The organism is Rhodococcus sp. Leaf278 (genome assembly GCF_001426085.1).
GTDB lineage: Bacteria > Actinomycetota > Actinomycetes > Mycobacteriales > Mycobacteriaceae > Rhodococcoides.
This window is the reverse complement of the sequence record NZ_LMRR01000034.1, coordinates 254722-280997: the sequence shown is the minus strand read 5'-3', so window position 1 is coordinate 280997 and position 26276 is coordinate 254722. Positions and strand designations below refer to the sequence as shown.

At 65.1% G+C, this 26276-nt stretch carries 23 protein-coding genes; 8 read left to right on the top strand and 15 right to left on the bottom strand.

All coding sequences use genetic code 11. The annotated features are described in order from the left end of the window. Positions 1-22 precede the first annotated feature (22 nt). The gene (locus ASG84_RS20300; RefSeq protein ID WP_057478762.1) at positions 23-1186 is read right to left on the bottom strand and encodes a sensor histidine kinase; all 1164 of its coding nucleotides are present in this window, start codon (positions 1184-1186) and stop codon (positions 23-25) included. Positions 1187-1203: 17 nt separating this feature from the next. Between ASG84_RS20300 and ASG84_RS20295 the strand changes: the two genes are divergently transcribed. Genes ASG84_RS20295 through ASG84_RS20285 form a run of 3 tightly spaced genes read left to right on the top strand, consistent with a single transcriptional unit; the run spans position 1204 to position 4872 of the window. Beyond that, on the top strand, positions 1204-1971 hold the full coding sequence (locus tag ASG84_RS20295) for a TSUP family transporter (RefSeq protein ID WP_057478761.1): 768 nt from the start codon (positions 1204-1206) through the stop codon (positions 1969-1971). A 10-nt stretch (positions 1972-1981) separates the two neighbouring features. Next, entirely contained in the window at positions 1982-3508 is a 1527-nt protein-coding gene (locus ASG84_RS20290) for a TldD/PmbA family protein (protein WP_057478760.1), read from the top strand. Beyond that, the gene (locus ASG84_RS20285) at positions 3505-4872 is read left to right on the top strand and encodes a metallopeptidase TldD-related protein (RefSeq protein WP_057478759.1); all 1368 of its coding nucleotides are present in this window, start codon (positions 3505-3507) and stop codon (positions 4870-4872) included. The genes ASG84_RS20290 and ASG84_RS20285 overlap by 4 nt, the downstream gene beginning before the upstream one ends. 12 nt (positions 4873-4884) lie before the next feature. Here the strand turns inward: ASG84_RS20285 and ASG84_RS20280 are convergent, their stop codons facing one another. The 3 genes from ASG84_RS20280 to cobN all read right to left on the bottom strand — a co-directional run bounded on the left by ASG84_RS20280 (position 4885) and on the right by cobN (position 9393). Continuing rightward, complete coding sequence (locus ASG84_RS20280) at positions 4885-5310, bottom strand: VOC family protein (protein WP_057478822.1); 426 nt, start codon at positions 5308-5310, stop codon at positions 4885-4887. A 78-nt stretch (positions 5311-5388) separates the two neighbouring features. Further along, the gene (locus ASG84_RS20275; protein ID WP_057478758.1) at positions 5389-5769 is read right to left on the bottom strand and encodes a PPOX class F420-dependent oxidoreductase; all 381 of its coding nucleotides are present in this window, start codon (positions 5767-5769) and stop codon (positions 5389-5391) included. 18 nt (positions 5770-5787) lie between these two features. Continuing rightward, the gene (gene cobN / locus ASG84_RS20270) at positions 5788-9393 is read right to left on the bottom strand and encodes a cobaltochelatase subunit CobN (RefSeq protein WP_057478757.1); all 3606 of its coding nucleotides are present in this window, start codon (positions 9391-9393) and stop codon (positions 5788-5790) included. A 232-nt stretch (positions 9394-9625) separates the two neighbouring features. On the opposite strand from cobN, the gene cobG reads away from it, so the two are divergent. The 3 genes from cobG to cobJ are packed head-to-tail and all read left to right on the top strand — an operon-like array spanning position 9626 to position 12942. After that, positions 9626-10756, top strand: a complete 1131-nt coding sequence (gene cobG / locus ASG84_RS20265; RefSeq protein ID WP_057478756.1) for a precorrin-3B synthase — start codon at positions 9626-9628, stop codon at positions 10754-10756. 54 nt (positions 10757-10810) lie between these two features. Then, positions 10811-11437 (top strand): precorrin-8X methylmutase, encoded by a 627-nt coding sequence (locus ASG84_RS20260; protein ID WP_057478755.1) that lies wholly within the window; start codon positions 10811-10813, stop codon positions 11435-11437. Next, entirely contained in the window at positions 11434-12942 is a 1509-nt protein-coding gene (cobJ, locus tag ASG84_RS20255) for a precorrin-3B C(17)-methyltransferase (RefSeq protein ID WP_057478754.1), read from the top strand. Before ASG84_RS20260 ends, cobJ begins: the two co-directional genes overlap by 4 nt. Here cobJ and ASG84_RS20250 read toward each other — a convergent pair. From ASG84_RS20250 to ASG84_RS20240, 3 genes are read right to left on the bottom strand one after another with little or no spacing between them, the layout of a single operon-like run. Next, positions 12925-13689 (bottom strand): cobalt-precorrin-6A reductase, encoded by a 765-nt coding sequence (locus ASG84_RS20250; RefSeq protein ID WP_156399622.1) that lies wholly within the window; start codon positions 13687-13689, stop codon positions 12925-12927. The genes cobJ and ASG84_RS20250 overlap by 18 nt on opposite strands. Then, positions 13668-14924 (bottom strand): precorrin-6y C5,15-methyltransferase (decarboxylating) subunit CbiE, encoded by a 1257-nt coding sequence (gene cbiE / locus ASG84_RS20245; protein WP_235581752.1) that lies wholly within the window; start codon positions 14922-14924, stop codon positions 13668-13670. The genes ASG84_RS20250 and cbiE overlap by 22 nt, the downstream gene beginning before the upstream one ends. Beyond that, positions 14897-15655, bottom strand: a complete 759-nt coding sequence (locus tag ASG84_RS20240) for an SDR family NAD(P)-dependent oxidoreductase (RefSeq protein WP_057478753.1) — start codon at positions 15653-15655, stop codon at positions 14897-14899. The genes cbiE and ASG84_RS20240 overlap by 28 nt, the downstream gene beginning before the upstream one ends. A 64-nt stretch (positions 15656-15719) precedes the next feature. On the opposite strand from ASG84_RS20240, the gene ASG84_RS20235 reads away from it, so the two are divergent. Beyond that, positions 15720-16133, top strand: a complete 414-nt coding sequence (locus ASG84_RS20235) for a TIGR03618 family F420-dependent PPOX class oxidoreductase (protein ID WP_057478819.1) — start codon at positions 15720-15722, stop codon at positions 16131-16133. 21 nt (positions 16134-16154) lie between these two features. Here the strand turns inward: ASG84_RS20235 and ASG84_RS20230 are convergent, their stop codons facing one another. Both ASG84_RS20230 and ASG84_RS20225 read right to left on the bottom strand, forming a co-directional pair. Beyond that, the gene (locus tag ASG84_RS20230; protein ID WP_057478752.1) at positions 16155-16733 is read right to left on the bottom strand and encodes a nucleotidyltransferase family protein; all 579 of its coding nucleotides are present in this window, start codon (positions 16731-16733) and stop codon (positions 16155-16157) included. Then, a complete protein-coding gene (locus tag ASG84_RS20225; RefSeq protein ID WP_057478751.1) occupies positions 16730-17872 on the bottom strand; it encodes a M24 family metallopeptidase in 1143 nt (380 codons plus the stop codon). Before ASG84_RS20225 ends, ASG84_RS20230 begins: the two co-directional genes overlap by 4 nt. 27 nt (positions 17873-17899) lie before the next feature. Here ASG84_RS20225 and ASG84_RS20220 point away from each other — a divergent pair, with 27 nt between their 5' ends. Then, complete coding sequence (locus ASG84_RS20220; RefSeq protein ID WP_057478818.1) at positions 17900-18877, top strand: 5'-3' exonuclease; 978 nt, start codon at positions 17900-17902, stop codon at positions 18875-18877. Between the two features lie 18 nt (positions 18878-18895). Here ASG84_RS20220 and ASG84_RS27150 read toward each other — a convergent pair whose 3' ends face one another. From ASG84_RS27150 to ASG84_RS20185, 6 genes are all read right to left on the bottom strand, one after another. Further along, positions 18896-19954: a DUF4333 domain-containing protein gene (locus ASG84_RS27150; protein ID WP_082521104.1), complete on the bottom strand. Its 1059-nt coding sequence runs from the start codon at positions 19952-19954 to the stop codon at positions 18896-18898. A 99-nt stretch (positions 19955-20053) separates the two neighbouring features. Further along, positions 20054-22828, bottom strand: coding sequence for a DEAD/DEAH box helicase (locus ASG84_RS20205; protein ID WP_057478749.1), 2775 nt, complete (start codon positions 22826-22828; stop codon positions 20054-20056). A gap of 27 nt (positions 22829-22855) precedes the next feature. After that, positions 22856-23827 (bottom strand): twin-arginine translocase subunit TatC, encoded by a 972-nt coding sequence (gene tatC / locus ASG84_RS20200; protein WP_057478748.1) that lies wholly within the window; start codon positions 23825-23827, stop codon positions 22856-22858. Between the two features lie 110 nt (positions 23828-23937). Beyond that, positions 23938-24204, bottom strand: a complete 267-nt coding sequence (gene tatA, locus ASG84_RS20195) for a Sec-independent protein translocase subunit TatA (protein WP_057478747.1) — start codon at positions 24202-24204, stop codon at positions 23938-23940. Positions 24205-24289: 85 nt separating this feature from the next. Further along, positions 24290-25285, bottom strand: coding sequence for a helix-turn-helix transcriptional regulator (locus ASG84_RS20190; protein WP_057478746.1), 996 nt, complete (start codon positions 25283-25285; stop codon positions 24290-24292). Then, the gene (locus ASG84_RS20185; RefSeq protein ID WP_057478745.1) at positions 25282-26274 is read right to left on the bottom strand and encodes a helix-turn-helix transcriptional regulator; all 993 of its coding nucleotides are present in this window, start codon (positions 26272-26274) and stop codon (positions 25282-25284) included. Before ASG84_RS20185 ends, ASG84_RS20190 begins: the two co-directional genes overlap by 4 nt. Positions 26275-26276 lie beyond the last annotated feature (2 nt).

Below are 26276 nucleotides of genomic sequence, written 5' to 3'. Positions count from 1 at the left end.
AGCCGTAGAAAGCACCCAGCCCTCACTCGATCGGCAGCGTCGCCCGCACGAGCCAGCTGCCGTGCGGAGTGCGGCCCGCGTGCAGCGTGCCCTGGAGCACGGCCACCCGCTCGCGCATCCCGAGCAATCCGTGTCCGCCACCGTCCACGGGTGAGAGCGCGCCGGTGCCGGTGCCGTTGTCGGAGATCTCCACGGTCACCGCTTGTTCTTCTCGGACCACTTTGACCACGGCACGCGGGGCGTGGCCGGCGTGCCGTAGAACGTTGGTGAGCGATTCCTGCACCACACGGTGCACCCCCAGGCTGATTGCCGGGCTGATGTCGTCGAGATTTCCGGTCTGCTCGAGCTCGACGTACAACCCTGCGCGACCCATCATCTCGACCACCCGGGCGAGCCCGGCTGTGCCGTACTGAGGCATGTCGTCCGAGTCCGGGGAGGTGCGCATCAGCGCGACGGTTCTGCGCAGCTCTGCCAGCGCAAGCCGACCGGTGGCGGAAATGTTGGCGACGGCCTGCTCCGCTCGTTCCGGATTGCGCCGGATGGCGTACGAGGCACCATCGGCCTGAACCACCATCACGCTGACGCTGTGGGCGATGACGTCGTGAAGTTCTCGCGCGATGCGCGTGCGTTCCGCGATCACGGCTTCCTCGGCGCGGCGGTCTCGGTCGTATTCGGCGACGACCAGCCGAGCCTGGGTCGCCTCGTCGTAGGCCCGGCGAGCGCCGAGAAATTCCGCAGCGAGCCAGGACAGTGCGTAGAGAAGCGCACCGAACAACAGTGTCGTGAAGATCGGTTGCTCGAACAGCAGCATGGACGCCACCGAATACGCCGCGAGAGCAACGGCGTACACGGCACCCTGAACTCGTCCGACGTACGCAACGAGGGTGTACAGCATGATCGGCAGAGCCAGCGTCGCGGGGTGGCCGTTGACGGCGTCGCCCGCCATGGCGCCCGCGATATCGCTCACGCCCGTGGCCACGAGCGTGAACGCCGCTATCGATCGAGGACAGCGTCGCCGCCATGCAACGGGTACCGACAAGACGACCGAGAACACGAGAAACAACGGCCCGTTCGGTCCATCGGCCGAACTGACGAACACCAATATCTCGACGACGAACAGTCCTGCCGCCAGCAATGCATCGGCAACGAAGGGCTGCCCACGGAGCCACAGGCTGAAACGACGCATGTGATTGAGTTTGCCGTATGACTGCCGCGGACTGGGGACTGCTGATGGTGGCCGCGACGGCCGCTGGTTGGGTCGACGCGGTGGTCGGTGGAGGCGGCCTGATCCTGTTGCCCGCAATCCTGCTCGTGGCACCACAACTCACACAGCAAGCGGCGCTCGCGACCAACAAGGCCACCGCGATATTCGGCACCGTTGCCGCAGTGGTGACGTTCGCTCGCAAGGTCTCGCTGAACTGGAAGGTACTGGTCCCGGCCGGTGTCCTCGCTGCGGTGACGTCGGCGGCCGGTGCTGCCGCAGTCTCGCTCATCGACCGCGACCTGTTCATCCCGATCATCATGGTCGTTCTCGTCGGCGTGGCGCTGCTCGTGACGTGTCGCCCCACCATCGGTCTCACCGTGGCGTCGTCTCCGCCTACGCATCGCAAGGTTCTGATCGTCGTCGGTCTCGCAGCCGCGGGGATCGGCTTCTACGACGGAATCCTCGGGCCCGGAACCGGCACGTTTCTGATCATCGTGTTCGCCACGATGCTCGGGACGGAATTCGTGCGAAGCGCTGCGATGGCCAAGGTGATCAATGTCGGGTCCAATGTCGGGGCACTCGCTTTCTTCGCCGCCACCGGCAGCGTGTACTGGCAACTCGGAGCAGCCATGGCGGTCTGCAACGTCGTCGGGGCGGTGGTCGGGTCCAGAACAGCGGTGGCACGAGGGGCCGGTTTCGTCAGAATTGTCCTGCTCGTCGTCGTGGTGGGGATGGTTGTTCGACTCGGCTGGCAGCAGTTCGGCTAGCGTCGGTGCGGTGACGAGACACCCGGATCGGTCGGTCGACGCCGACTTCCTCGCTCTTCCCCTGCACGATCTCGCGGATGCCGCACTGAGCACTGCACGCTCCGCTGGAGCCACCCACGCCGATGTGCGCGTCCAGCGCTTGACGACACAGTCGATCTCGTTGCGCGACGGCTCGGTGCAGTCCTCGGTCGATGCCGGTGAGATCGGCCTCGCAGTGCGGGTGGTGGTCGACGGGACCTGGGGGTTCGCCTCCCATGCAGAACTCGGCACCGACGCAGCTGCCGAGACGGCCCGCAAGGCCGTCGAGGTGGCGACGGCATTACGTGCTCTCAATCGTGAACGGGTCGAGCTCGCGTACGAGCCGGTCTACTCGAATGCGACCTGGGTGTCGGATTACGACATCGATCCGTTCGAAGTGCCCACCGCCGACAAGGTGGGGCTGCTCGCGGAGTACTCGTCCCGCCTGGCGGCGTCCGATGGGGTGGACCACGTCACCGCGTCGGTACTTCAGGTCAAAGAGCAGTCCTTCTACGCCGATCTGGCCGGCAGCAGCATCACTCAGCAGCGGGTGCGACTACATCCCCAGTTCGAGGCGACAACCGTCGACCGGTCCGTCGGAGCTTTCGAAACCATGCGCACCCTCGCTCCACCGGTGGGACGTGGTTGGGAATACCTCGGTGAAACCGGTACCTGGGACTGGGCCGACGAGTTGGCCCGGATCCCCGAATGGCTGGCCGAGAAGGTGAAGGCACCGACGGTGGTGGCCGGACCGACCGACCTCGTCATCGACCCGACGAATCTGTGGCTGACCATTCACGAATCCATCGGTCACGCAACAGAATACGACCGAGCCATCGGTTACGAAGCGGCGTACGCCGGCACGTCCTTTGCGACGCCGGACCAGCTGGGGACGCTGCGCTACGGATCGCCGATCATGCATGTCACCGCGGACCGTACCGAACGCAACGGCCTGGCCAGCATCGGTTACGACGACGACGGAGTGGGCTCGCAAAGGTGGGATCTGGTTCGCGACGGGACACTGGTCGGCTATCAGCTCGATCGGGTCTTTGCTCCCAGGCTCGGACTGGAGCGGTCCAATGGGTGTGCATACGCGGATTCACCGCATCACGTACCGATTCAACGGATGGCGAACGTATCGCTGCAGCCGGACCCGGACATCGATCGCACGACGGCCGACCTCATCGGTGCGGTGGAGGACGGCCTCTACGTCGTCGGTGACAAGTCCTGGTCGATCGACATGCAGCGGTACAACTTCCAGTTCACCGGTCAACGCTTCTACCGCATTCGAAACGGCATGCTCGACGGCCAAGTACGCGATGTTGCGTATCAGGCGACCACCACCGAATTCTGGGGTTCGATGGAGCTGCTCGGCGGACCGTCGACCTGGCGGCTCGGTGGTGCGTTCAACTGCGGTAAGGCGCAGCCCGGCCAGGTCGCCGCTGTGAGCCATGGTTGCCCGTCAGCGCTGTTCCGCGGCGTCAACGTCCTCAACACCCGATCGGAGGCAGGTCGATGATCGCCGCACAACACGTGATCGAGCGGGCTCTGGCCTGTGCGAGCGTCGACGACACGATCGTGATCGTCACCGATTCCAGCGACGCCACACTGCGGTGGGCAGGAAACTCCATGACCACCAACGGAATCGCGACATCGCGACGCTGGGAAGTGGTCTCCATCGTGCGAGATTCGATCTCCGCGCGCGTGGGTACCGTGTCGTCGACGAGTGTCGATCCGGACGACATCGAGGCCGTGGTACGCGCGAGCGAAGCGGCGGCGCGATCGGCGGAGCCCGCCGACGACGCGATGCCGTTGCTGCCCGGAGAGTCGGCCTCGGACCCGCAGGGCTGGGACCGCCACGCACAACACACGTCGATCGATGTGTTCGGCTCTCTGGCAACGGAACTGAATGTTGGGTTCGACGGTAGCGACGCCCTGTACGGCTTCGCCCAGCACCGGGTCGACAACGTCTGGCTCGGCACCTCGACCGGTCTACGTCGTACGTTCACGCAGCCCACCGGATCGGTCGAGATCAACGGCAAACGATCCGGGGCAAGCGCCTGGGTCGGAACCGGCACCACGGACTTTCGGGACGTGTCCGCCGAGAAGATGTTGGACGAGCTGTCCACCCGGCTCGGCTGGGCGCAGAACACCGTCGAGATGCCGGCAGGACGATACGAGACACTGCTACCGCCGTCGGCCGTGGCGGATTTGATGATCTACCTGATGTGGACCATGGAGGGTCGTGGCGCGCAGGAAGGCCGCACCGCACTGTCGGGTGCAGGCGAAACGCGCGTGGGCGAGAAGCTCACCACTCTGCCGCTGACGTTGTACTCGGACCCGCGTGCAGTCGGTCTCGAGTACACGCCGTTCGTGGTGGCGGGATCGTCCAGCGATTCGGTGTCGGTGTTCGACAACGGTATGGGCATCGAGCGGGTGGACTGGGTACGGGACGGATCGGTCTCCGCTCTGGCCTATCCGCGTGCAGCGGCCCGCAAGTACGGAGCTCCCGTTGCGGTACCCGGCGAGAACCTCGTCATGACGGGCGGCACGGATGCAAGCCTGGACAAGATGGTGGCGGATACCGAGCGCGGACTGCTGTTGACCACGCTCTGGTACATCCGAGAGGTCGATCCGACGTCACTACTTCTCACCGGACTGACCAGAGACGGCGTGTACGCAATAGAAAGCGGTCGAATCACCGGCGCTGTCAACAACTTTCGGTTCAACGAAAGCCCACTCGATCTGCTGCGCCGCGTGACCGAAGCGGGTGCTACGGAAGCGACACTGCCGCGCGAGTGGAAGGACTGGTTCACTCGCACGGCGATGCCGCCCCTGCGCATTCCCGAATTTCACATGTCGTCGGTCAGCGCTGCCCAGTAGTGCCGGTCCGAATTACTTGTCGGGTCCGGAGAGCTCGAGCGCGATGTTGTCCGGGTCGCGGAATTCGACGATGGACAGACCGGGCCCTGCGTCCTTGATGCCCTCGTGCGAGATGCCGAGCTCGTCGAGCGTCTTGACTGCATCTTCGAGTGCGGCCCGCGTGTCCACGGTGAAGCTGAGGTGGTCGAGTCCGCAGCGGTCTTCGGTGAACGTGTCGTCGCCCGGTGCAACCGGACGCAGGCCGAGCAGTCCCCCGCCGAACTTGTAGATGACTCCACCGAACAGGAACCACAGCGCTTTCTTGGTCTCCTCGTCGGCGTCGGGATCCCAGGCGTAGGCAATTTCGAAGCCGAACACCGAGTCGTAGAACGACCGGGAACGGTCGATGTCGCTGACGGTGAGTCGAACATGGTTGTAATCGGTCACAGCGATTGGCACGTGGTGCTCCATTCCGGCAGCAGGGGAAGCTGCCTCGTGAAGTATTCGGAACCGTGCATGCGAGCGATGGTGCGGATTTCAGGCCGCGGTGATGGACAGTCCTACCGAGCCGCTCTTGCCGCGACGCAGCACGCTGCCCTTCACGGTGAGCCAACCCAGGATTCCGTACTTCGAGGCGACAGCTGCGCGGGCCTTCTCGGTACCGGTCTCGTCGAGAATCTCGGCGGTGGCGTCCACTGCGTCGCCCTGAGGATTGCCGCGCATGTCGCACGGTGCAATCGTCACCTTCGGGTTGCGTCGAATGCGTTTGACCTTCCACGAATCGGCAACCGTCCACATGAGCAGCCGGTCACCGTCCAGAGCACCCCACAGCGGGGTCGGCACGCAGGTGCCGTCCTTCTTGAACGTCGTCAGTAGTACGTACTTGCCTGTGGCAATGGTGTCGAACGTGGCGGCCATACCGCACAGGATACGTCGCTACTCCCCTTCGAGCTCGCCCTCGGTCTCGAGGTAGACCCGGCGCAACCCGTCGAGGATCTGCTCGTTCGGCTCGGCCCACAACTGTCGTTCCACCGCCTCGAGCAGGCGCTCGGCGATGCCGTGCAGTGCCCAGGGATTCGACTGCTGCATGAACTTCTGGTTCTGCTCGTCGAGCACGTACGTTTCGGCCAGCTTCTCGTACATCCAGTCCTGCACGACGCCTGTGGTGGCGTCGTAGCCGAACAAGTAGTCCACCGTCGCCGCCATCTCGAACGCGCCCTTGTATCCGTGCCGACGCATGGCCTCGAGCCACCGTGGGTTCACCACGCGGGCACGGAACACTCGCGCGGTCTCCTCGGAGAGGGTGCGGGTGCGCACCGATTCCGGACGCGTGCTGTCGCCGATGTACGCCTCGGGCGACTTTCCGGTCAGCGCGCGCACGGTCGCCACCATGCCGCCGTGGTACTGGAAGTAGTCGTCGGAATCTGCGATGTCGTGCTCGCGCGTATCGGTGTTCTTCGCGGCGACGGCGATGCGCTTGTACGCGGTGCGCATATCGTCCGACGCGGGAACGCCGTCGAGGCCGCGGCCGTACGCGAAGCCGCCCCAGGTGGTGTAGACCTGCGCCAAGTCGTCGTCGCTGCGCCACGTCTTGCTGTCGATGAGCTGAAGCAATCCGGCACCGTAGGTCCCCGGCTTGGAACCGAATATCCTGGTTGTGGAACGTCTTTCGTCACCGTGTTCAGCGAGGTCGGCCTGCGCGTGTGCGCGGACGTAGTTCTGCTCGGGCTCCTCGTCCAAGGCGGCAACCATCCGAACCGCGTCGTCGAGCAGGGCGAGCACGTGGGGGAACGCGTCGCGGAAGAAACCGCTGATTCGGACCGTCACGTCGATCCGTGGACGGCCGAGCTCGACGAGATCGATCACTTCGAGTCGAGTGACCCGGCGGGACGCCTCGTCCCACACCGGGGACACGCCCAGCAGCGCGAAGACCTCGGCGATGTCGTCACCGGACGTGCGCATGGCGGACGTGCCCCACACCGACAGCCCCACCGACTTCGGCCACTCGCCGTGGTCCTGCCGATAGCGAGCCAGCAACGACTCCGCCATCGCCTGTCCGGTCTCCCAGGCCAGTTTCGAAGGGACGGCCTTCGGATCCACGGAGTAGAAGTTGCGCCCGGTGGGCAGCACGTTGATCAGTCCGCGCAGTGGGGATCCGCTCGGTCCGGCCGCGATGAAACCGCCGTCGAGAGCATGCAGTAGCTGCTCGATCTCGCGCGAGGTTCCGCGAAGACGCGGTACCACCTCTGCCGCAGCAAATTTCAGAATCTCTGCGACCACGTCGCCGTGCTCGCCGGCCACCCGCTCGGCCTCGTCCGGATTCCACTGCGTTGCCTGCATGGCCGCGACCAGCCCGTGCGCCACGGCCTCGATCGTGTCGACGCGCGTGCGGTCCTCGTCGCCGTCCTCGCTGAGCCCGAGGGCTTCGCGAAGTCCGGGGACCGTCTGCTCACCGCCCCACATCTGCCGGGCGCGCAGCATCGCCAGAACCAGCTCGACCTCGGCGTCGCCAACGGGCTCCTGACCCAGGATGTGCAGTCCGTCGCGGATCTGCACGTCCTTGATCTCGCACAGCCATCCGTCGACATTGAGCAGCATGTCGTCGAACACTTCCTCGTCGGGGCGTTCCTCGAGCCCCAGATCCTTGTGCATCTGAGCCGCGGTCATGAGCGTCCAGATCTGCTGGCGAATGGCCGGCAGCTTGGCCGGATCGAGAGCCGAAATGTTCGCGTGCTCGTCCAACAGCTGTTCGAGCCTCGAGATGTCTCCGTAGCTTTCCGCTCGCGCCATCGGGGGTATGAGGTGGTCGACGAGGGTGGCGTGGGCTCGCCGCTTGGCCTGTGTGCCCTCCCCCGGATCGTTGACCAGGAAGGGATAGATCAGCGGCAAGTCGCCCAGTGCAGCGTCGGTGCCGCAGGAGGCGGACATGCCGAGGGTCTTGCCGGGGAGCCATTCCAGGTTTCCGTGCTTACCCAGATGGACCATCGCATCGGCACCGAAGCCGCCGCCCTCGCGGGCTGCTGAGATCCACCGGTAGGCCGCCAAATAATGATGGCTCGGCGGCAGATCCGGGTCGTGGTAGATCGCAACGGGCTTTTCACCGAATCCGCGCGGCGGCTGCACCATGATGACCACATTGCCGAATTGCATTGCTGCGATGACGATCTCACCGTCGGGATCGGCGGAACGATCGACGTAGAGATCACCCGGTGCCGGTCCCCAATGTTCGATCACTCCCTCGCGAAGGTCGTCGGGAAGCTGCTCGAACCAGGTTCGGTACCGCGCCGCCGAGATTCGAATGGGGTTGCCCTCGAGTTGAGCGTCGGTCAGCCAGTTGGGATCCTGGCCACCGCGGGCAATCAGGGCGTGAATGAGAGCGTCACCGTCGCGAGCAGCCAGACCGGGCACCGAATCCGGGCCGTCGAGCGGGCCGAGATCGTAACCGGCAGTCCGCATGTCCGACATCAACGCGATCGCGCTGGCCGGGGTGTCGAGGCCGACGGCATTACCGATCCGCGCATGTTTGGTGGGATAGGCCGAGAACATCAGAGCGATGCGGCGGTCGGCGGCCGGGATGTGTCGTAGCCGCGCATGGCGAACGGCGATGCCGGCGACGCGCGCGGCTCGTTCGTGGTCCGGGACGTACGTGGTCAGGCCGTCGTCGTCGATCTCCTTGAACGAGAACGGAACCGTGATGAGCCGGCCGTCGAACTCCGGGACGGCAACCTGTGTCGCCACGTCCAGTGGCGACAGTCCGTCGTCGTTCTCCGACCACGTCGCGCGTGAACTCGTCAGGCACAGACCCTGCAGGATCGGAACGTCGAGAGCCGCGAGTTCGGCGACGTTCCAGGCCTCGTCGTCGCCACCCGCAGACGCCCCGGCAGGTTTGGTTCCGCCCGCTGCCAGCACCGTCACGATCAGGGCATCCGCCGACTTCAGCGTCTCGAGCAGGTCGGACTCCGCAGTGCGCAGCGACGCACAGTAGATCGGAAGGGCCGTGGCACCTTTGTTCTCGACCGCGGTGGCAAGGGCATCGATGTACGTGGTGTTTCCGGCCAGATGCTGAGCGCGGTAGTAGAGGATCGCCACCGTCGGGCCGTCCGAGCGCGGAGTCGAGTTCCGTTCGAGATGTCCCCAGGTCGGCAGGTGCCGAGGAGCATCGAAGCCGTGCCCGGTCAGCAACACGGTGTCGGAGAGAAAGTTGTACAGCTCGCGCAGGTTGTCCGACCCGCCCTCGGCCAGATAGTTGTGTGCTTGCGCCGCGACATTGGCGGGCACCGTCGAGATCTCCATCAGGTCAGCGTCCGGTGCCTGCTCACCGCCGAGAACGACCACGGGAAGCCCGGTAGCGAGTACGGCGTCGAGGCCCGCCTCCCACGACCGGCGCGATCCGAGAATGCGCACGATGATCAGCTCGGCCGACTTGGCCATCGACGGGATGTCCTGCGCCAGTAGCCGAGAGGGGTTGCCCCAGGTGAAATCGGCCCCACTGGCACGGGCACTGAGCAGATCTGTGTCGGACGTGGACAGCAACAAGAACACGGGTGACGCCCTCCTCGGGGGTTTTCGCGCCCCTGACCTAGGTGAATCTTCTCTTCGGTTCGTCGGCGAGAGGGTCTGACTCCGGGCCCGTGCACCCGAAGTGCAGGGGCCGTCACAGTGGCGCGACCGTACCGGATTCTCGCCGGTTTCCTCCCGGCCTGAGCCGTGACACAGAATGCTACCGGTGTGAGCGCCACATCGGTCCATTCGTCGCACTTGTAGCCTGGTGAACATGAGTTCGCCTGACAGATCGGTGCCCGACGGCTGCCCAGGAGCGCTGACGACGCACCTCGCAGCGGACGGTCCGCTCGCGCGGATCAGGCTGCCGGGTGGCGTCGTGCTGCCGGCACAGATGCAGGTCCTGGCACGGGCCGCCGAGGAACTCGGCGACGGAACGGTGGAGCTGACTTCTCGGGGAAACGTGCAGCTGCGGGCGGTGTCCGACCCGGTCGCCCTGGCGAGCAGATTGGCCGACGCCGGATTGCTGCCGTCCGCAACGCACGAGCGGGTGCGCAACATCCTCGCCTCACCGCTCTCGGGGCGGGTCGGCGGTCTCACCGATGTGCGTGCGCTCGTCGGCGAGCTGGACGAAGAATTGTGCGCGCGCCCCGACCTGGCCGAACTGCCCGGACGAACGCTGTTCGCTCTCGACGACGGACGCGGCGACATGTGCGGACTGGAGCCGGATTTCGGTGTGTACGCCCAGTCCGACGGGTCGTACGCGTTGCTGCTCGCAGGCCGAGACAGTGGCGTTCGAGTCGCACGGGACAGCGTGGTGCCGACGTTGCTGAACTGCGCCGCTGCGTTCGTCGAACTTCGCGATTCCGAATGGCGGTTGGCCGAACTCGACGACGGGGTGGCCAGAATCGTCGAGCGGCTCGCACTCACCGCGGGGACTGCGGTTCCCTTGCCCGCACCTGTCGAGGTGCCACCGATCGGCTGGCTGGACCAGGACGACGGGTCGGTGGCACTGGCCGCGGGACTTGCCAACGGTGTTCTCGGTGCACGGTTGGCCGAGTTTCTCGCCGCCATCGACCGACCGGTGATCATGACTCCGTGGAGATCGTTGATCGTGTGCGATCTGGACGAGGTGCCCGCCGAACAGGTGGTCCGGGTGCTGGCACCGATGGGCCTGATCTTCGACGCGGAATCACCGTGGGTTCGGGTGAGCGCGTGTACCGGATCGCCGGGCTGCGCGAAGTCGTTGGCCGACGTCCGATCCGATCTGAAGGCAGCGGTCGACGCCCGGATGACTCCGCGTGACGAGCGGCAACACTGGTCCGGGTGTGAGCGTCGCTGTGGGCGTCCGAAAGGTGAGGTCACCGACGTGATCGCGACGGGAATCGGCTACCAGGTGTCCTGAGCGCCCGGAGACCGGCTTCCGGCCGAGGGGTCCCTCTCCCCTATCGTGACACGCATGCACGACTACATCCGCGACGGCGCGGAGATCTACCGCCAGTCTTTCGCAACCATTCGAGCCGAAGCAGATCTGTCTCGATTCGCGCCGGATGTCGCCCAGGTCGTCGTGCGCATGATCCACGCAGTCGGTGAGATCGACCTGACCGAGACCATCGGATTCACGCCCGACGTGGTGGGGTCCGCCCGAACCGCTCTGCGCGCAGGGGCACCCGTGCTGTGCGACGCCAACATGGTCGCCGCCGGGATCACTCGTCGCCGTCTTCCGGCCGACAACGAGGTGCTGTGCACCCTGTCCGATCCTCGGGTACCGGATTTGGCTCGGAGTATGGGCACCACGAGAACTGCTGCCGCGCTGGAGTTGTGGGGTGAGAAGCTCGGCGGTGCCGTCGTCGCCATCGGAAACGCGCCGACTGCACTGTTCCACCTGATGGAGATGCTCGCGGCCGGAGCCCCGAAACCTGCAGCCATCGTCGGTGGCCCGGTCGGATTCATCGGCGCAGCGGAGTCGAAGGAAGATCTGATCGCCGCCGACCTCGGCGTGGAGTATCTGGTCGTCAGGGGCAGACGAGGTGGCAGTCCCATCACCGTCGCTGCGGTCAATGCCATTGCGAGCGAACAGGAATGAGCACCTCCGGAAAGTTGTGGGGAGTCGGCGTCGGCCCGGGTGACCCGGAGCTGTTGACCGTCAAAGCTGCCCGGGTGATCGCCGAGGCCGATGTGGTTGCATTCCACAGTGCTCGGCACGGCCGCAGCATCTCGCGTGCCCTCGCGGCCGGGTACATGCGTGACGGTCAACTCGAGGAGCACCTGGTGTACCCGGTGACCACCGAGGCGACTGCTCATCCCGGTGGGTATCAGGGGGCGATCGACGAGTTCTACGAGTCCGCTGCCGCTCGACTCGCCGCACATCTCGACGCCGGTCGGTCGGTTGCGCTTCTGGCCGAGGGTGATCCGCTGTTCTACAGCTCGTACATGCACATGCACAAACGACTGTCGCACCGCTTCGAAGTGGAGGTGGTCCCCGGCGTGACCTCGGTCAGTGCCGCTTCGGCCGCATTGGCGACACCGCTGGTGGAACGGGACGAGGTTTTGACGGTCCTGCCCGGCACCTTGCCCGTGGACGAGCTGACCCGACGACTTCGGGGCACCGACGCCGCGGTCATCATGAAGCTCGGCCGGACCTATCCGACGGTGCTGGAGGCACTGGAACGATCGGGCCGGCTCGACGAGGCACAATACGTCGAGCGGGCCAGTACACCCGAGCAACGCGTTCTCGATGCCGCCGCCGCGGACGACGTCCCGTACTTCTCGATGATCGTGGTGCCGAGCCCCTCCAACCGAGCCGAGACGCCCACCAGCACGGGTGAAGTGGTCGTCGTCGGCCTCGGTCCAGGCGACGATGCATGGACGACGGACGAGGTCCGAGCCGAACTGACCGCGGCCACCGATCTCGTCGGCTACATCACCTACATCGATCGGGTACCGCCGAGGCCGGGTCAGGTACGGCACGCGAGCGACAACAAGGTCGAATCCGAACGTGCGGCGTTCGCCCTCGACCTCGCCAAGCAGGGTCGCCGTGTCGCTGTGGTGTCCTCGGGTGATCCGGGGGTCTTTGCGATGGCGACAGCGGTCATCGAGGTTGCAGCCGAACAGCAATGGAGTTCGGTACCGGTACGGGTGGTGCCGGGAATGACGGCAGCCAATGCTGTTGCCAGCCGCGTCGGCGCGCCACTCGGGCACGATTACGCCGTCATCTCCCTCTCCGATCGCCTCAAGCCCTGGGACGTGGTGGCCCGACGGCTCTCGGCAGTGGCCGAAGCCGATATGGCGATCGCGATCTACAACCCGGCGTCGAAGTCGCGAACCTGGCAAGTTGCAGCCATGAAAGATCTTCTGCTCGAGCATCGTTCACCACAGACCCCGGTGACGATCGGGCGTGCGGTAGGCAGTGAGCACGAATCCGTTCGTACCGTGACGCTCGGCGACCTCGACCCCGAGTCGATCGACATGAGGTGCCTTCTCATTGTCGGATCGTCGATGACGACGGTGGTGGAGACCGGCAGCGGTCCGAAAGTCTTCACCTCCCGGCGGTACCCGTCTCGGCTCGAGTCGTCAGAGGGCACCGCGTAACCGGCTCGTCAACCAGTCCACGGCGGTCTCCACCTCGTACACGATCGGTGCCGAGTTCGGTGCCGCGGGACGGGCGACCATGAGGACCGGGATCGATGCTGCCCTCGCCGCATCGAGTTTGGCCCGCATCATGTCGCCGCCGCTGTTCTTGGTGATCAACAGGTCGATTCGGTTGTCTGCGAGCACCTTCGACTCGTGATCGAGGTCGAAAGGGCCGCGGTCGAGCAGGAGGCGCATGCGCGATGGCACCGGTCCGGTCGGAGGATCGATCGATCTGACCAGAAACCACGAGTGATCGACACTCGCAAAATGGTGGACGCCCTGCCTGCCTGTCGTGAGGAACACCCGGCTGCCGGGGGTGATCGCCGCCGCCGCGTCGGGCAACGAGGGAACGTAGGTCCACCGATCGCCCTCGACCTCGTTCCACGGTGGCCGCGTCAGTACGAGGAGTGCGGCTCCCGTTGCAGCGGTGGCATGCTCGGCATGCGTTCCGATGGTGGATGCGAACGGGTGCGTCGCGTCCACCACGACGTCGACCGCGTTGTCTCGCAGCCACTCCGCCAGGGCATCGGGCCCGCCGAATCCGCCGATTCGCGTCTGCCCGACGGGCAGTATCGGCCGCGCGACCCGCCCCGCGAGTGAGGTGACGGTCTCGATTCCTCGTACCCGATCCAGCGCTGCCGCGAGTGCCCGCGCCTCTGTGGTTCCGCCGAGAATGAGGACCTTCACCGCTTGATCGCACTCCATTGTGTAACCGGCAATTGTGGTCTCCACGTCGTGAACGCGCCCAACGGCTCACCGCGATAGATCTGGAATCGGCGGAGCTCGCCGCCGTACTTCGCTGCCGCAGTCAGCAACAACGAATCCGATTCTGCGGTCACCGAATTGGCGACCACACGCCCACCGGTACGCACCGCCTTCCAGCACTCCTCGAGCATGTCGGCACCGGTCAGTCCACCACCGATGAACACCGCGTCGGGTGCCGCATTCGCGGCCGAGACGCCTCCGAAGCTCTCGGGTGCCGCGTCGTGGACGACGAGTCCCGGAACTCCCAGGTGCAGAGCGTTGCCCTCGATCTGCTCACGACGCGCCTGCGAACTTTCGAACGTCACGGCGCGGCAGGATCTGTCGGTGCGCATCCATTCGATGGCAATGGTTCCCGATCCGCCTCCGATGTCCCACAACAGTTCTCCGGGCGCTGGTGCCAACGCGCTGAGGGTCAGTGCTCGAACCTCATGCTTGGTCATCTGGCCGTCGCCGGTGTACGCGGAATCGGCCAGGCCGGGGACGCGAGCGTGGCGGGGGGCGTCGGGATCTCTCACGCACTCCAGCGCAACGACGTTGAGCGGGTCGACGTCGTCGAAGCTCGACTCACGAGCTCGACCGCGGACGACGCGTTCGGCCGGCCCGCCGAGTTGTTCGAGCACCGCCATCACGCTGCCGCCGAACCCGTTCCGAGACAACAACCTCGCTACTTCACCCGGTGTACTGGGCCCCCGACTCAACACGATCAGCCGGCGACCGTCGGCCAGGTCCGGCAACAGTGTCTCGACCGGCGTGTTCACCAGAGACACCGTCGGGGTGTCCTGCAGTGCCCAGCCCAGCCGCGCGCATGCCAACGACACGGAGGACGGTGCCGGGTGCACGCGTAGTCGCTCGGCACCGAACTCGCGCGTCAACGTCACCCCGATGCCGTGAAACATAGGATCACCGCTGGCCAACACGCAGACGAGTGACGTCTCGTAGGCGTCGAGCATCGACCGCAGGTTCGGAAGCAATGGGCTCGGCCACGTCCTTGTTTCGGTGCAGTGTGGCCGGACACTCGCGATCTGGCGAACCGAACCGAACACCACATCGGCGTTCTCGATGGCCCTGCGGGAGGTCGCAGGCAGCCCGTCCCAGCCGTCCGCGCCGATTCCGACGACGACTATCGGTCGGGGCGTCGGTACCGTCATCAGCGCGGCATCCTGCGCCAGAGCCATTGCGGCAGTAGGCGCATGACGAAGAAGACCGGGCGAAGGGTGCCGGGGATCCACACACTGCTGCGTCGTTCGTTCAGGGCGGACACGACGACGTCGGCGACCTGACCGGGGGTACTCGACATCGGTGCCGGGTCCATACCCTCGGTCATGGACCCGATGACGAAGCCGGGACGGGCGAGCAACAGGTGCACTCCGGTGCCGTGCAGCGAATCGCTCAGTCCGCTGGCGAATCCGTCGAGGCCGGCTTTGGCGGACCCGTACACGTAGTTGGCGCGGCGTACTCGCACACCGGCGACCGACGAGAACACGATCATGTCGCCGCTCCCCTGGGCTCGGAGAAGCGTCGCGGCGTGAGTGAGTACGGACACCTGAGCCAGGAAGTCGGTGGTGATGATGTCGAGCGCATGCTGGGCGTCGTTCTCGGCGCGAGCCTGGTCGCCGAGGATGCCGAAGGCGAGAATCACTATGCCTATCGGACCGTGTTCTCGGGTCACCTCGCGCAGAAGTTCGTCATGGGTATCCATTGCGTTCGCGTCGAATTCGACACTGTGCACGGCGCCCGCGCCTGCTTGCTTCACCCGGTCTTGTTCTGCTGCCAGCTCGTTGCTGCGTCTCGCGGCCAGTACGACGGTTCGCCCCGGTGCCAATCGGGTGGCGACCTCGAGCCCGATCTCGCTTCGTCCACCCAGCAACAACAGCGTTCCGGGTGCGGGTTCTGCTCGTCTGCTCACGCGGATCAGTCTGGCCGATCGAACCCCGCTCGTGGCAGTCGGGGCAGATCACTACAGTCGGGTTATGGCCGCACAACCCGCTGACGCGACTTCACTCACCGATGACGCAATCGAATTCCTCACCGAGAGGCACCTTGCCACGCTGACAACATTGCGCCCGGACGGCACCCCCCACGTCGTAGCGGTCGGCTTCACATACGACGGCGACGCGCAGATTGCCCGAGTCATCACCAACGACGTGTCGCAGAAGGCGATCAACGCCGGTCGTGGAGCGTACGCGGTCGTGACTCAGATCGACGGTGCCCGCTGGCTGACGCTGGAGGGGCCGGCTTCGGTCCGCAGCGATCGCGAATCCGTTGTCGACGCCGAGAACCGCTACGCCCAGCGCTACCGCGTACCGAGGGAGAACCCCACCCGCGTCGTCATCGAGATTCAGGTGCAACGGGTACTGGGTAGTCGCTCACTGCTCGATCGCTGACGAGAGCAACCGCCTCGTCCTTCATGGCCAGGGAAGAACCGTCAGGTTCGGCCATTCCGTCGTCCAGCGGGCGGCTTTGGCCTCGTACACGTGCTGCATCGGCACGCGCGGATTGGGCCGCACGATTCCGGCGAACAGATCCTCGAAACCGTGCGGCGCATACACGGCATCTCCCCCGTCTGCATCGGACGTGACTCCGAAACAGCACGTGGTGGACACGAAATGGTCGATCGCATCCTCGGTGCTCTCGAACGGTGCGATCCGACTACCGAAGTGCTGCTCGTACCAGAGATGCACGCGTGCTTCGTTGCGCACTTCGACGTCCACCCCGAGGTCTGCGAACAGCGAGGCCGCAGTCTCGATCACCTCGTTCTCGGCCTCGTAGGACAGATCGGAGTCGTCGAAGTAGAAGAAGTCGTAGTCACGAATACCCGCCTGCGGATCCCGATCGGCGAGATGGTTCCAGACAGTCTGGAACAGGCCACCCGCCGTCAGATACCACCCGGGAAGGCCGAGTTGCGGAGCACGTCGAAGTATCTCGGCCACAGCAGGATTGGATCGAACGACCGACACGAACTCGGCCTCGCGCGCGGTCGTCACACCGGGAGGACGGCCAGACCGTGGGGTCGAAGGTTGACCGATTCACACCCGTCCGCGGTGACGACGACGATGTCTTCGATACGCGCACCCCACTGTCCACGGAAATAGATCCCCGGCTCGATGCTGAACGCCATTCCCTCGGTCAGGGTGATGTCGTTACCGGCAACGATGTACGGCTCCTCGTGGACGGACAGGCCGATTCCGTGGCCGGTGCGGTGCAGAAATGCCTCGCCCAACCCGGCGTCGACCAGGACGTCGCGGGCGGCCGCATCGATGGATTGCGCGGTGACTCCGGGCACCACCGCATCGACAGCTGCCTGCTGTGCGCGCTCGAGTACCGCGTACTGCTCGGCGATCTCCGCCGTCGGCACGCCGAGACTGTAGGTGCGGGTCGAGTCGGAGTTGTATCCCGGTGCGACCGGACCGCCGATGTCGATCACGACGATGTCGCCTGCCTCCACAACGCGATCGGACACCTCGTGGTGCGGATCGGCGCCGTGCGGGCCGGACCCGACGATGATGAATTCGGGTGCTGTGTGCCCCTCTTCGACGATGGCCGCAGCAATGTTCGCGGCGATCTGAGCCTCGCTGCGGCCCACACGAAGCCATTCACCCATGCGGGCGTGCACACGATCGATTGCGTGTCCGGCTCGCCTCAGCGCGTCGATCTCGGCCTCGTCCTTCACCATTCGAAGTTCGCGGAGCACATCCGTGGCCAGCACTGGCACAGTTCCCAACACCTCGGCCAGTGGCACGAAATGCAGTGCGGGCATCGCGTCGGCGACGGCAGTCTTCGTTCCGGCAGACATTGCCGCAGCCACCAATGCGTACGGATCGACGCCGTCCACCCAGTCGACGAGTGGCAGCGACAGATCCGCAGCCGCGGAATCGCCCAGCGCGGCCAGCTCGAGCCGCGGCACGACAACACTGGGAGTACTGCCGTCGGCCGGAACGACCAGGGCGATGAGACGCTCGAACGAACTGGCCTTCGAGCCGATCAGATACTGCAGATCCGGACCGGGGGTGATCAGCAGCGCATCCAATCCCGCATCCGATGTCAGCCGCGCAGCTCGCTCGAGCCGCGACGCGTAGACATCACTGGAGAAACGTGAGGAACTGACCGAAGTATCGACACTCATACCTCCAGGCTAATGCCGTACGGCAAGATGAGCCCCATGACCGCCCCCGGAAAGTCGCCGTTACTGCTCCTCGACGGCGCGAGCCTGTGGTTCAGGGCCTACTACGCACTGCCCGAGTCGATTACGGCGCCTGACGGAAGACCCGTCAACGCCGTCCGTGGCTTTCTCGACATGATCTCGGCGCTGATCGCACGCACCGAACCCAGTCGGCTGGCCGTGTGCCTCGATCTCGACTGGCGGCCGCAGTTCCGAGTCGACCTCGTGCCGTCCTACAAGGCGCACCGGGTGGCAGAGGCTGCTCCCGAGGTCGCCGAGAGCGAGGAGGTTCCGGAAACGTTGACTCCTCAGGTGGACATGATCATGGACGTTCTCGCCGCGCTGGGCATTGCGACGGCAGGCGCGGAGGGGCTGGAGGCAGACGACGTGCTGGGCACCTTGGCTGCGCGGGAGCGACAGGACCCGGTGGTCGTGGTCAGCGGGGACAGAGATCTGTTGCAGGTCGCGGCAGACGAACCGAACGAGGTTCGGGTGCTGTACGTGGGTCGAGGGCTGGCCAAGGCCGAAATGTTCGACCCCGCACTGGTTTCCGAACGCTACGGAGTCCCTCTGCACCGCGCGGGCGCGGCGTACGCCGAGCTCGCTCTACTCAGAGGTGACGCCTCGGACGGCCTACCGGGAGTCAAGGGAATCGGAGAGAAGACGGCCTCGACCCTGATGCTGCAGTACGAGTCCGTTGCAGCATTGCGTGACGCGGCACTCGATCCGTCGTCGGACATGGCCAAGGGGATCCGGGCGAAACTGGCCAACGCGAGCGACTACCTCGACGCGGCCCTTCCTGTCGTCCGAGTGGTCACCGACGCCGACGTCGTGCTGTCGAAGTCGGACGAGATCCCGGCCGAGCCCGCCGACGTCGACGCACTGAACGACCTTGCCGGGACCCTCGGAGTGGAAAATGCCGTGGCCCGCCTCGTCGCTGCGATGGCGGCCACGGCATCGCCGACCTGACCGAGCAATTTCAGGTGACTACTTCGGTAGCGAGACCTCGTAATTGGCGTCGTCGTCCAGGAAGGTCAACGTCACCTTCTTGAACGCTCCGTCGACCGTCAGGGTGCAATCCACACTGGTGCCGGCCTTCACCTCGATGTCCTGGGGACAGGACACCCCCGAGACGTCGGACGCTCCGTAGGACTCCGTGACGACCTTACGGACTCCCTCTTGGGCGGCCGCAGTATCGAGGGTGGTCGAGCGGCCGAATGCGAAGAACAACACCAGCGCGAGCACCGCAACGACCGCGATGACGACACCGACGATGATCAGGGGCTTCTTCGACTGCGATCCGGCCGGCCGCGCGCCCGGTTGACCGGGCACCTGCTGATTGGGGTACTGCTGGTTCGGGTTCCATGGTTGCTGCGGCTGTTGTCCGTACGCAGTGGCACCGTACTGACCGGGACCGTACTGACCGCCGCCGAATTGCTGTGGGGCGTAAGGGTTTTGATAGCCCGCGTCACCGGACGGCGGTGCGCCCGCCCCGGGATAGGGCGCTCCGTACTGCTGGCCGGCCGGGTACTGATCGGTGGGGTTCTGACCGGCCGGTGCCTGTGGATTCTGGCCTTGCGGACTCTGGCCTTGGGGGTATTGGCCCTGGGGATACGCGCCCTGAGGGTACTGCCCCTGCGGGTACTGACCCTGCGGGTATTGCCCTTGGGGGTAGCCGGCCTGCGGGTACTGGCCCTGTGGATACCCGGTCGGTGGGTATTGGCCCTGTGGGTACTGACCGCCGGGCTGCTGTGGATTCTGCCCGTATGCGCCCGGCGCTGACTCTCCGTACGGCGTGGTCGACGCTGCGGGCGGCTGCCCGTACTGGCCCCATGCCGACGGTGCCGAGCTTTGCGAGTCCGGTGAAGATCCGGGAGTGGAGCCCGCGGAATGACCAGGAGATGCGGGAGTGGAGCCCGCGGAATGACCAGGAGATGCGGGAGTGTCGGCGCGTGTCTCCGGTGTGTCTTCGGCGGAGCCGTCCTGCTGGTCGGGTGTACGCGACCAACTGTTGTCGGGGTCGGTCGGACCGTATGGGCCGCTCATCTCGCCTCCACTGAAATTTTGGATTCGTCGGGGGTACAGTAGCTCGCCTGCGTGAGTCTCCGCCGTACCGACCCGGCAGTCCGATTCGGCTGTTCCTTCTTATGCGGCATCGACGGCGACCACTCCGCGGCGCAAGGCTGCGACAGCGCGCGCCGCCGTCCTCGACAGCTCCGGCTCCGGGGCCGCGAGCCGAACTTGATCGAGAAGATCGATCACCTGTCGGCACCACCGCACGAAGTCTCCACCCGAGAGTGCTTTGCCGTTGTCCCCGGCCGTGACGAGGGCATCGACCAACGAGTGATCGGACGCCCACTTGTAGATGGCCTTCACGAAACCCATGTCGGGTTCTCTGGTCGGCGGCAGCTTGTGCCGAACTTCGTCCGAACGGAGCTCGTGCCACACCCGGACCGTCTCGGTGAGTGCGTGTCGAATCGGACCCGTCGGACCGTGCGGAGTTATGTCTCCCTCCGACCTCGATTCGTAGACGACTGCCGAGACCACCGCTGCCAACTCGGCAGGCGACAGACCCTGCCACAGGCCGCCGCGGAGGCATTCCGCCACGAGCAGGTCGGACTCGGAATAGATTCGGCTCAACCTGGCACCGTCGTCGGTCACCTTGGGATCCTTGCCCGGTGTGACGTACCCGCGGTCGGCGAGCAGCGCCAGGATCCGGTCGAAGGTGCGAGCCAGGGAGTTCGTCGTGGCCGACACCTTCTGACGCATCGTTTCGGTCTCTCGCGCCAACCGGTTGTAGCGCTCGCCGGTACGGCCGAGTTCGTCACGATCGGGTCGGGCGTGCACCGGGTGCGATCGAATGGCTCGACGGAGGGTGGCGAGTTCCTTGTCGTCCGCTGCTGTCGACTTCCGTCGGATACGGTCCGACGGTTGCGAAATACCACGCGTGACCAACGCCGCCGCGAGATCACGGCGAGTCTTCGCCGTGCGATGGTCGACGAATCGAGGTAGCCGCATCGTTCCGAGTGACGTTGCCGGCGAGGGGAAGTCGGCTGCGGAGAGTCGGCCCGCCCACTTGTCCTCGGTCAGCACCAGCGGACGCGGATCGGCCCGGTCGTCGTCCGGCTCCAAGACGACGGCAAGGCCGCTGCGGCGACCGGTCGGCACCGAGATCACATCGCCGCGACGTAGGGCACGCAGCGAATCGACCGCGTTGTCTCGTCGATCCAAGCGGCTCTGGCGTTCGAGAGTCTTCTCGCGGTCTTTGAGGCGTTCTCGCAGCCGCGCATACTCGAAGTATTCGCCGTCGGGTCCGCCCAGGCGTGCACCGAGCGCGTCCAGCGTCTGCATGTTCTTCTCGATGCCCCGGACCATGCCGACCACCGAGCGGTCGGCCTGGAACTGGGCGAAGGATCGCTCGAGCAACAGACGCGAATCCGCGGCACCGAATTGCTCGATCAGGTTGATGGACATGTTGTATGCCGGCGCGAACGAGCTGCGTAGCGGGAATGTACGGGTCGACGCGAGCCCCGCTACCTCGGTCGGTTCGGTGCCCGGCTGCCACAGCACGACGGCATGGCCTTCGACATCGATGCCACGTCGTCCGGCGCGACCGGTCAGCTGTGTGTACTCCCCCGGGGTCAGCTCCGCATGGGTTTCACCATTGAACTTGACCAGCTTTTCCAGTACTACCGTTCGGGCCGGCATATTGATACCGAGCGCCAGTGTCTCGGTGGCGAACACGGCTCTGACCAGGCCCTTGACGAACAGTTCCTCCACGGTGTGCCGAAAGACGGGCAACATACCGGCGTGATGGGCGGCGAAGCCACGCTCGAGTGCATCGCGCCATTCCCAGAAGCCCAGAACCTCGAGGTCCTCACGCGGTAGTTCCGAGGTGTGCTTCTCGACGATGTACCGAATTTCTTCGGCCTGCTCGGGCGTGGTCAACACCAGACGCGAGCGCATGCATTGGGTGAGCGCACCGTCGCACCCGGCGCGGCTGAAGATGAACGTGATCGCGGGGAGCAAACCCTCTTCGTCGAGTTTGGCGATCACATCCGGCCGGGCCAGCGGCCGGTTGTTGGCCCCGCTGCCCTGACCGCCACCGCGGCCTCCTCCGCCACCTCGACCGCCGCGGCCTCGGCTGTGCGGTGAGTGCCAGCGGTCCATCGAGTCGAGAGATTGGCGCTGTTTGACGTGCCGGACGAGCTCGCGGTCGACCACTACCTTCTGGCTACCGTCGGGTGACTGCGCTCTGGTGTCGAACAAGTCGAACAACCGGCGCCCCACCATGATGTGCTGGGAGAGCGGTACCGGTCGGTTCTCGTCCACTACGACCGTGGTGTCACCGCGCACCGTGCTCATCCACGCGCCGAACTCCTCGGCGTTGCTGACCGTGGCCGACAGACTCACCAGGCGCACGTCGTCGGACAGGTGCAGGATGACCTCTTCCCACACCGCCCCCCGGAAGCGATCGGCCAGATAATGCACCTCGTCCATCACGACGTGTGACAGTCCTCGCAGCGCGTCCGACGATGCATAGAGCATGTTTCGCAGAACCTCCGTCGTCATGATGACGATGGGGGCATCGGGGTTGATCGAAGAGTCACCGGTGAGCAGGCCCACTGTGTCGCGGCCGTACCGTGCGGTCAGCTCAGCGAACTTCTGATTGCTGAGCGCCTTGATCGGAGTGGTGTAGAAGCACTTTCGCCCGGCTGCGAGGGCCAGGTGAACGGCGAACTCACCGATCACCGTCTTTCCTGCACCGGTAGGGGCACAGACCAGAACGCCGTGGCCGTTCTCCAACGCGGTACACGCATCGACCTGAAACCTGTCGAGCGGGAAGCCGAGTTCGGCCGAGAAACGTTGCAGCTCGGTGGGTGTCGTGCTCGGCTGGACGTCGGCCGTGGTCTCCGTCATGCGTCGGTCCCGACGCATCGGCGGACGTCAGATGGTGTCCTCGTACTGTGACTCGGTACGGGCTGCTGCACCGAATCCGCTGGGGGGCGGTGTCGGAGCGACAGCGTGTGGGGACTCGATCGTACTTGCGCCTTCGATACGTGTTGCTTCGTCATCTGACACATCACCCCATTCGTCTCTTCTCTTGCGCAACTTACGCTTGTCGTGAATTCGCGCAATCTGCACTGCCATTTCGAAGAGGACCGTCAACGCCAACGCCAACGCCAACATCGAGAACGGGTCCTGCCCCGGTGTCGCAATGGCGGCGAAAACGAAAAGACCGAAGATCAGACCGCGACGCCACGCCTTGAGTCGCTCGTAGGTCAGCACGCCGACGAAATTCAGAGCAACCACGAGCAGCGGGATCTCGAAGCTGACACCGAAGATGATGAGGAGGTTGATCAAGAATCCGAAGTACTGATCGCCACTCAACGCGGTGATCTGTACGTTGTCGCCGATCGACAGCAAGAAGTGCAGGCCCTTGGCCACCACGAAGTACGCCAAGATGGCGCCCGTGACGAAGAGAGCAGCCGCTCCGGTGACGAAGGAGACGGCGTACCGCCGCTCGTTGGCATACAGGCCGGGCGTGATGAACGCCCAGATCTGATAGAGCCAGATGGGGCAGGCAAGCACGACCCCGGCGGTGAACGCGACTTTGAATCGAAGCAGGAATTGATCGAACGGTCCGGTCGCGAGCAGGCGACATTGGTCGTCTTTGCTCAAGTTCGCGCGAAGGTTCGGATCGAGTGTGCAGTACGGACCTCGCAGGAGGTCACCGAGACTCTCGACGCCGAGGATCGTGTGCGAATACCAGAAGAACCCGAACGACGTGGTGACGGCGACAGCGACGAGCGACCACAGGAGCCGGGTCCGCAGCTCGTACAGATGATCGACCAACGACATCGTGCCGTCGGGATTGACTCGGCGTTTGCTACGCCTTGGATCGAACGGAATGCGCATGGTGTTGTTCGGTCAGCCTTCTTCGGTCGGCCGACGGCACCGGGCCGTCACCGACAGCAGTGAACCTTCGGTGCCCACGTGGCACCGAAGGTGTGCTGAGCGGTCTGCGCTCAGGCAGACTTCGCGTCGTGCTGTGCGTCGACGTTCGTCGGGGCAACGGGCGCAGGCGGAGGCAGTTGTGCAGGAGCGGTCGGCTGCTGTGCCGTGGTGGTGTCGGTGTCGGATTTACCGTCGTTCTGCATCTCCTTCACCTCGCTCTTGAAGATGCGCAACGAGCGACCGAGTCCACGAGCAGCGTCGGGCAGCTTCTTGGAACCGAACAGAATGATGACGACCACCGCGACGATCGCCCAGTGCCAGGGACTGGTGAATCCCATGTGAACCTCCTGAGATCAGATGAATCGAGCGTACCCGACTACGGGTGACTCGTTCAGCACCGGCGAGCGCTGGTTTGCCCTGTGTTCATGTTGTAGGGGTGCTGTCTGCGCTGGTCGAGTCCAGCTCGGAATACACGTCCAGCGCAGAACGTGCGCGTTCGCGGACGGAGTTCACCAAGGATTCAGGTGAAAGTACCGTGACGCCGCCGCCGAATCCGAGCGTCAGACGGGTCATCCACTGCAAGGTCGCGAACCGCATGGTGACCTCGATCGAACCGTCGGATTCCGCTGCGACCTGGGTCATCGGGTAGTAGTCCAGAATCCAGGTATACGCGGGCGATACCTTCAGTCGCGCCTGCGACAACGAGGGATCGTCGTTGAAGATCTCGAAGGCGTCCTCGTCCTGAACCGACTCCGGGGGCGCGGCAGGCTCGTCCCGCTCGACTGCCGAGTCGATGCGGTCGAACCGGAAGAGCCGAACGCCCTCGGCTCGTCTGCACCATGCCTGCAGATAACTGTTGTCATCGACGACGACCGTCCGGATCGGGTCGACGGTTCGTTCGGTGACGACGTCCCGCGACGCGGAGTAATACGTCAGGTCGAGAGCATGCCGGTGTCGCAAAGCGGCCCGGACGGTGCTCGAGACCGCGCCTTCCTCGGTGCCGACACTGTCGTGATCGGACGAGAGCGGCACGTTGGCCGCCGCCGAACCCGCCGCGGTTTCGATCTTCGCGATAGCCCGTTGCGCGGCGGACGGATCGACCATTCCTGGCATCGACGTCAGCGATCGGAGCGCAACCAGCAGGGCTGTGGCCTCGGTCGACGTCAGGCGCAGCGGACGGTCGATGCCCGCAGAGAACGTGACGTCGATGCTCTCCTCGGAGAACGACAGATCGATGAGGTCGCCCGGGCCGTAGCCGGGTAGCCCGCACATCCAGAGTTGGTTGAGATCGGCCATCAGCGTTGCCGTCGACACACCCAGTTCGCGCGCAGCCTCCTCGGCGCTCAACCCAGGATTGGCCATGAAGAACGGCACCATGTTGAGGAGCCTGGCCAACCGGACCGACAGGCGCGCGCTCATCGTTCGTTCTCCGTGGCGGCTGCGGTCCGAAGAGTCGAGATGACATCGGCCCGCAATTCCGCCGGTTCGAGCACCACCGCATCGGCGCCGTGGCCCGCGATCAACCGCGAGATCCAATCCCAGGACCGCACGGGAACCTCGACGACCGTGCCGCTCCTGGTGCCCAGATTCATCGCACCCACGATCGTTCCCATTCGACGCAGCTCCAATGCCTTTCCATCGTGCAACCAGACCCGTGCCGTGCCCGACACCGAGGACGTTCCTGCTACGCGACGGACGATGTCCTGCAGGTCGATACCGTCGGGTTTGCGGACACTCTGCGGCGATCCGAACGACTTGACCTCGTCACCGATGCGAGAGAGACGAAAAGTGCGGGTGTCGTCGCGGTCGACGTCGTGCCCCACCAGGTACCAACGTCCACGGAACGTCACGACACCCCACGGCTGGACAGTCCTGGTCGTGAACGGATCCGTCAACGACGGTCGGTGCTCGAACCTCACCGACTTACCTTCGTCGATGGCGGCCAGCAACGCACCGAGAGCAGGTTCGGAACCCCGAGTCCGCGCGGGCACCGCGGTCACCGCCGCCGCGGACTCGTTCTGGTCGACCTGGATACCGGCGGCACGAAGCTTGAGCAATGCGCTCTGCGCCGCCGACGTGAGCTCGGGCGACTCCCAGAGCTTGACGGCGACAGCGACGGCGGCCGATTCCTCGCTGGTGAGGTCGATGTCGGGCAGCTCGTAGGCGTCGCGATTGATGCGGTAGCCCTCGACTCCGCCGAACCTGGTTGCGGCTCCGGTTTCCAGCGGAACGCCGAGGTCACGGAGTTCGTTCTTGTCCCGCTCGAACATTCGACTGAAGGCTTCGTGGCTGGACGAGTCGTCGTATCCGGCCACGCTGTCACGGATCCACTCCGCGGTGAGGAATTGACGTGTCGACAGCAAGCAGATGACAAGATTCATCAGGCGTTCGACTTTGGTGGTGGCCACAA

Bases quoted from the DNA above. Each gene is read 5' to 3' on its own strand.
- ASG84_RS20300 (WP_057478762.1), bottom strand. From the start codon at position 1,186: ATGCGTCGTTTCAGCCTGTGGCTCCGTGGGCAGCCCTTCGTTGCCGAT.
- ASG84_RS20295 (WP_057478761.1), top strand. From the start codon at position 1,204: ATGACTGCCGCGGACTGGGGACTGCTGATGGTGGCCGCGACGGCCGCT.
- ASG84_RS20285 (WP_057478759.1), top strand. From the start codon at position 3,505: ATGATCGCCGCACAACACGTGATCGAGCGGGCTCTGGCCTGTGCGAGC.
- ASG84_RS20275 (WP_057478758.1), bottom strand. From the start codon at position 5,769: ATGGCCGCCACGTTCGACACCATTGCCACAGGCAAGTACGTACTACTG.
- cobG (WP_057478756.1), top strand. From the start codon at position 9,626: ATGAGTTCGCCTGACAGATCGGTGCCCGACGGCTGCCCAGGAGCGCTG.
- ASG84_RS20260 (WP_057478755.1), top strand. From the start codon at position 10,811: ATGCACGACTACATCCGCGACGGCGCGGAGATCTACCGCCAGTCTTTC.
- cobJ (WP_057478754.1), top strand. From the start codon at position 11,434: ATGAGCACCTCCGGAAAGTTGTGGGGAGTCGGCGTCGGCCCGGGTGAC.
- ASG84_RS20250 (WP_156399622.1), bottom strand. From the start codon at position 13,689: ATGGAGTGCGATCAAGCGGTGAAGGTCCTCATTCTCGGCGGAACCACA.
- cbiE (WP_235581752.1), bottom strand. From the start codon at position 14,924: ATGGCTCTGGCGCAGGATGCCGCGCTGATGACGGTACCGACGCCCCGA.
- ASG84_RS20235 (WP_057478819.1), top strand. From the start codon at position 15,720: ATGGCCGCACAACCCGCTGACGCGACTTCACTCACCGATGACGCAATC.
- ASG84_RS20225 (WP_057478751.1), bottom strand. From the start codon at position 17,872: ATGAGTGTCGATACTTCGGTCAGTTCCTCACGTTTCTCCAGTGATGTC.
- ASG84_RS20220 (WP_057478818.1), top strand. From the start codon at position 17,900: ATGAGCCCCATGACCGCCCCCGGAAAGTCGCCGTTACTGCTCCTCGAC.
- ASG84_RS27150 (WP_082521104.1), bottom strand. From the start codon at position 19,954: ATGAGCGGCCCATACGGTCCGACCGACCCCGACAACAGTTGGTCGCGT.
- ASG84_RS20205 (WP_057478749.1), bottom strand. From the start codon at position 22,828: ATGACGGAGACCACGGCCGACGTCCAGCCGAGCACGACACCCACCGAG.
- tatC (WP_057478748.1), bottom strand. From the start codon at position 23,827: ATGCGCATTCCGTTCGATCCAAGGCGTAGCAAACGCCGAGTCAATCCC.
- tatA (WP_057478747.1), bottom strand. From the start codon at position 24,204: ATGGGATTCACCAGTCCCTGGCACTGGGCGATCGTCGCGGTGGTCGTC.
- ASG84_RS20190 (WP_057478746.1), bottom strand. From the start codon at position 25,285: ATGAGCGCGCGCCTGTCGGTCCGGTTGGCCAGGCTCCTCAACATGGTG.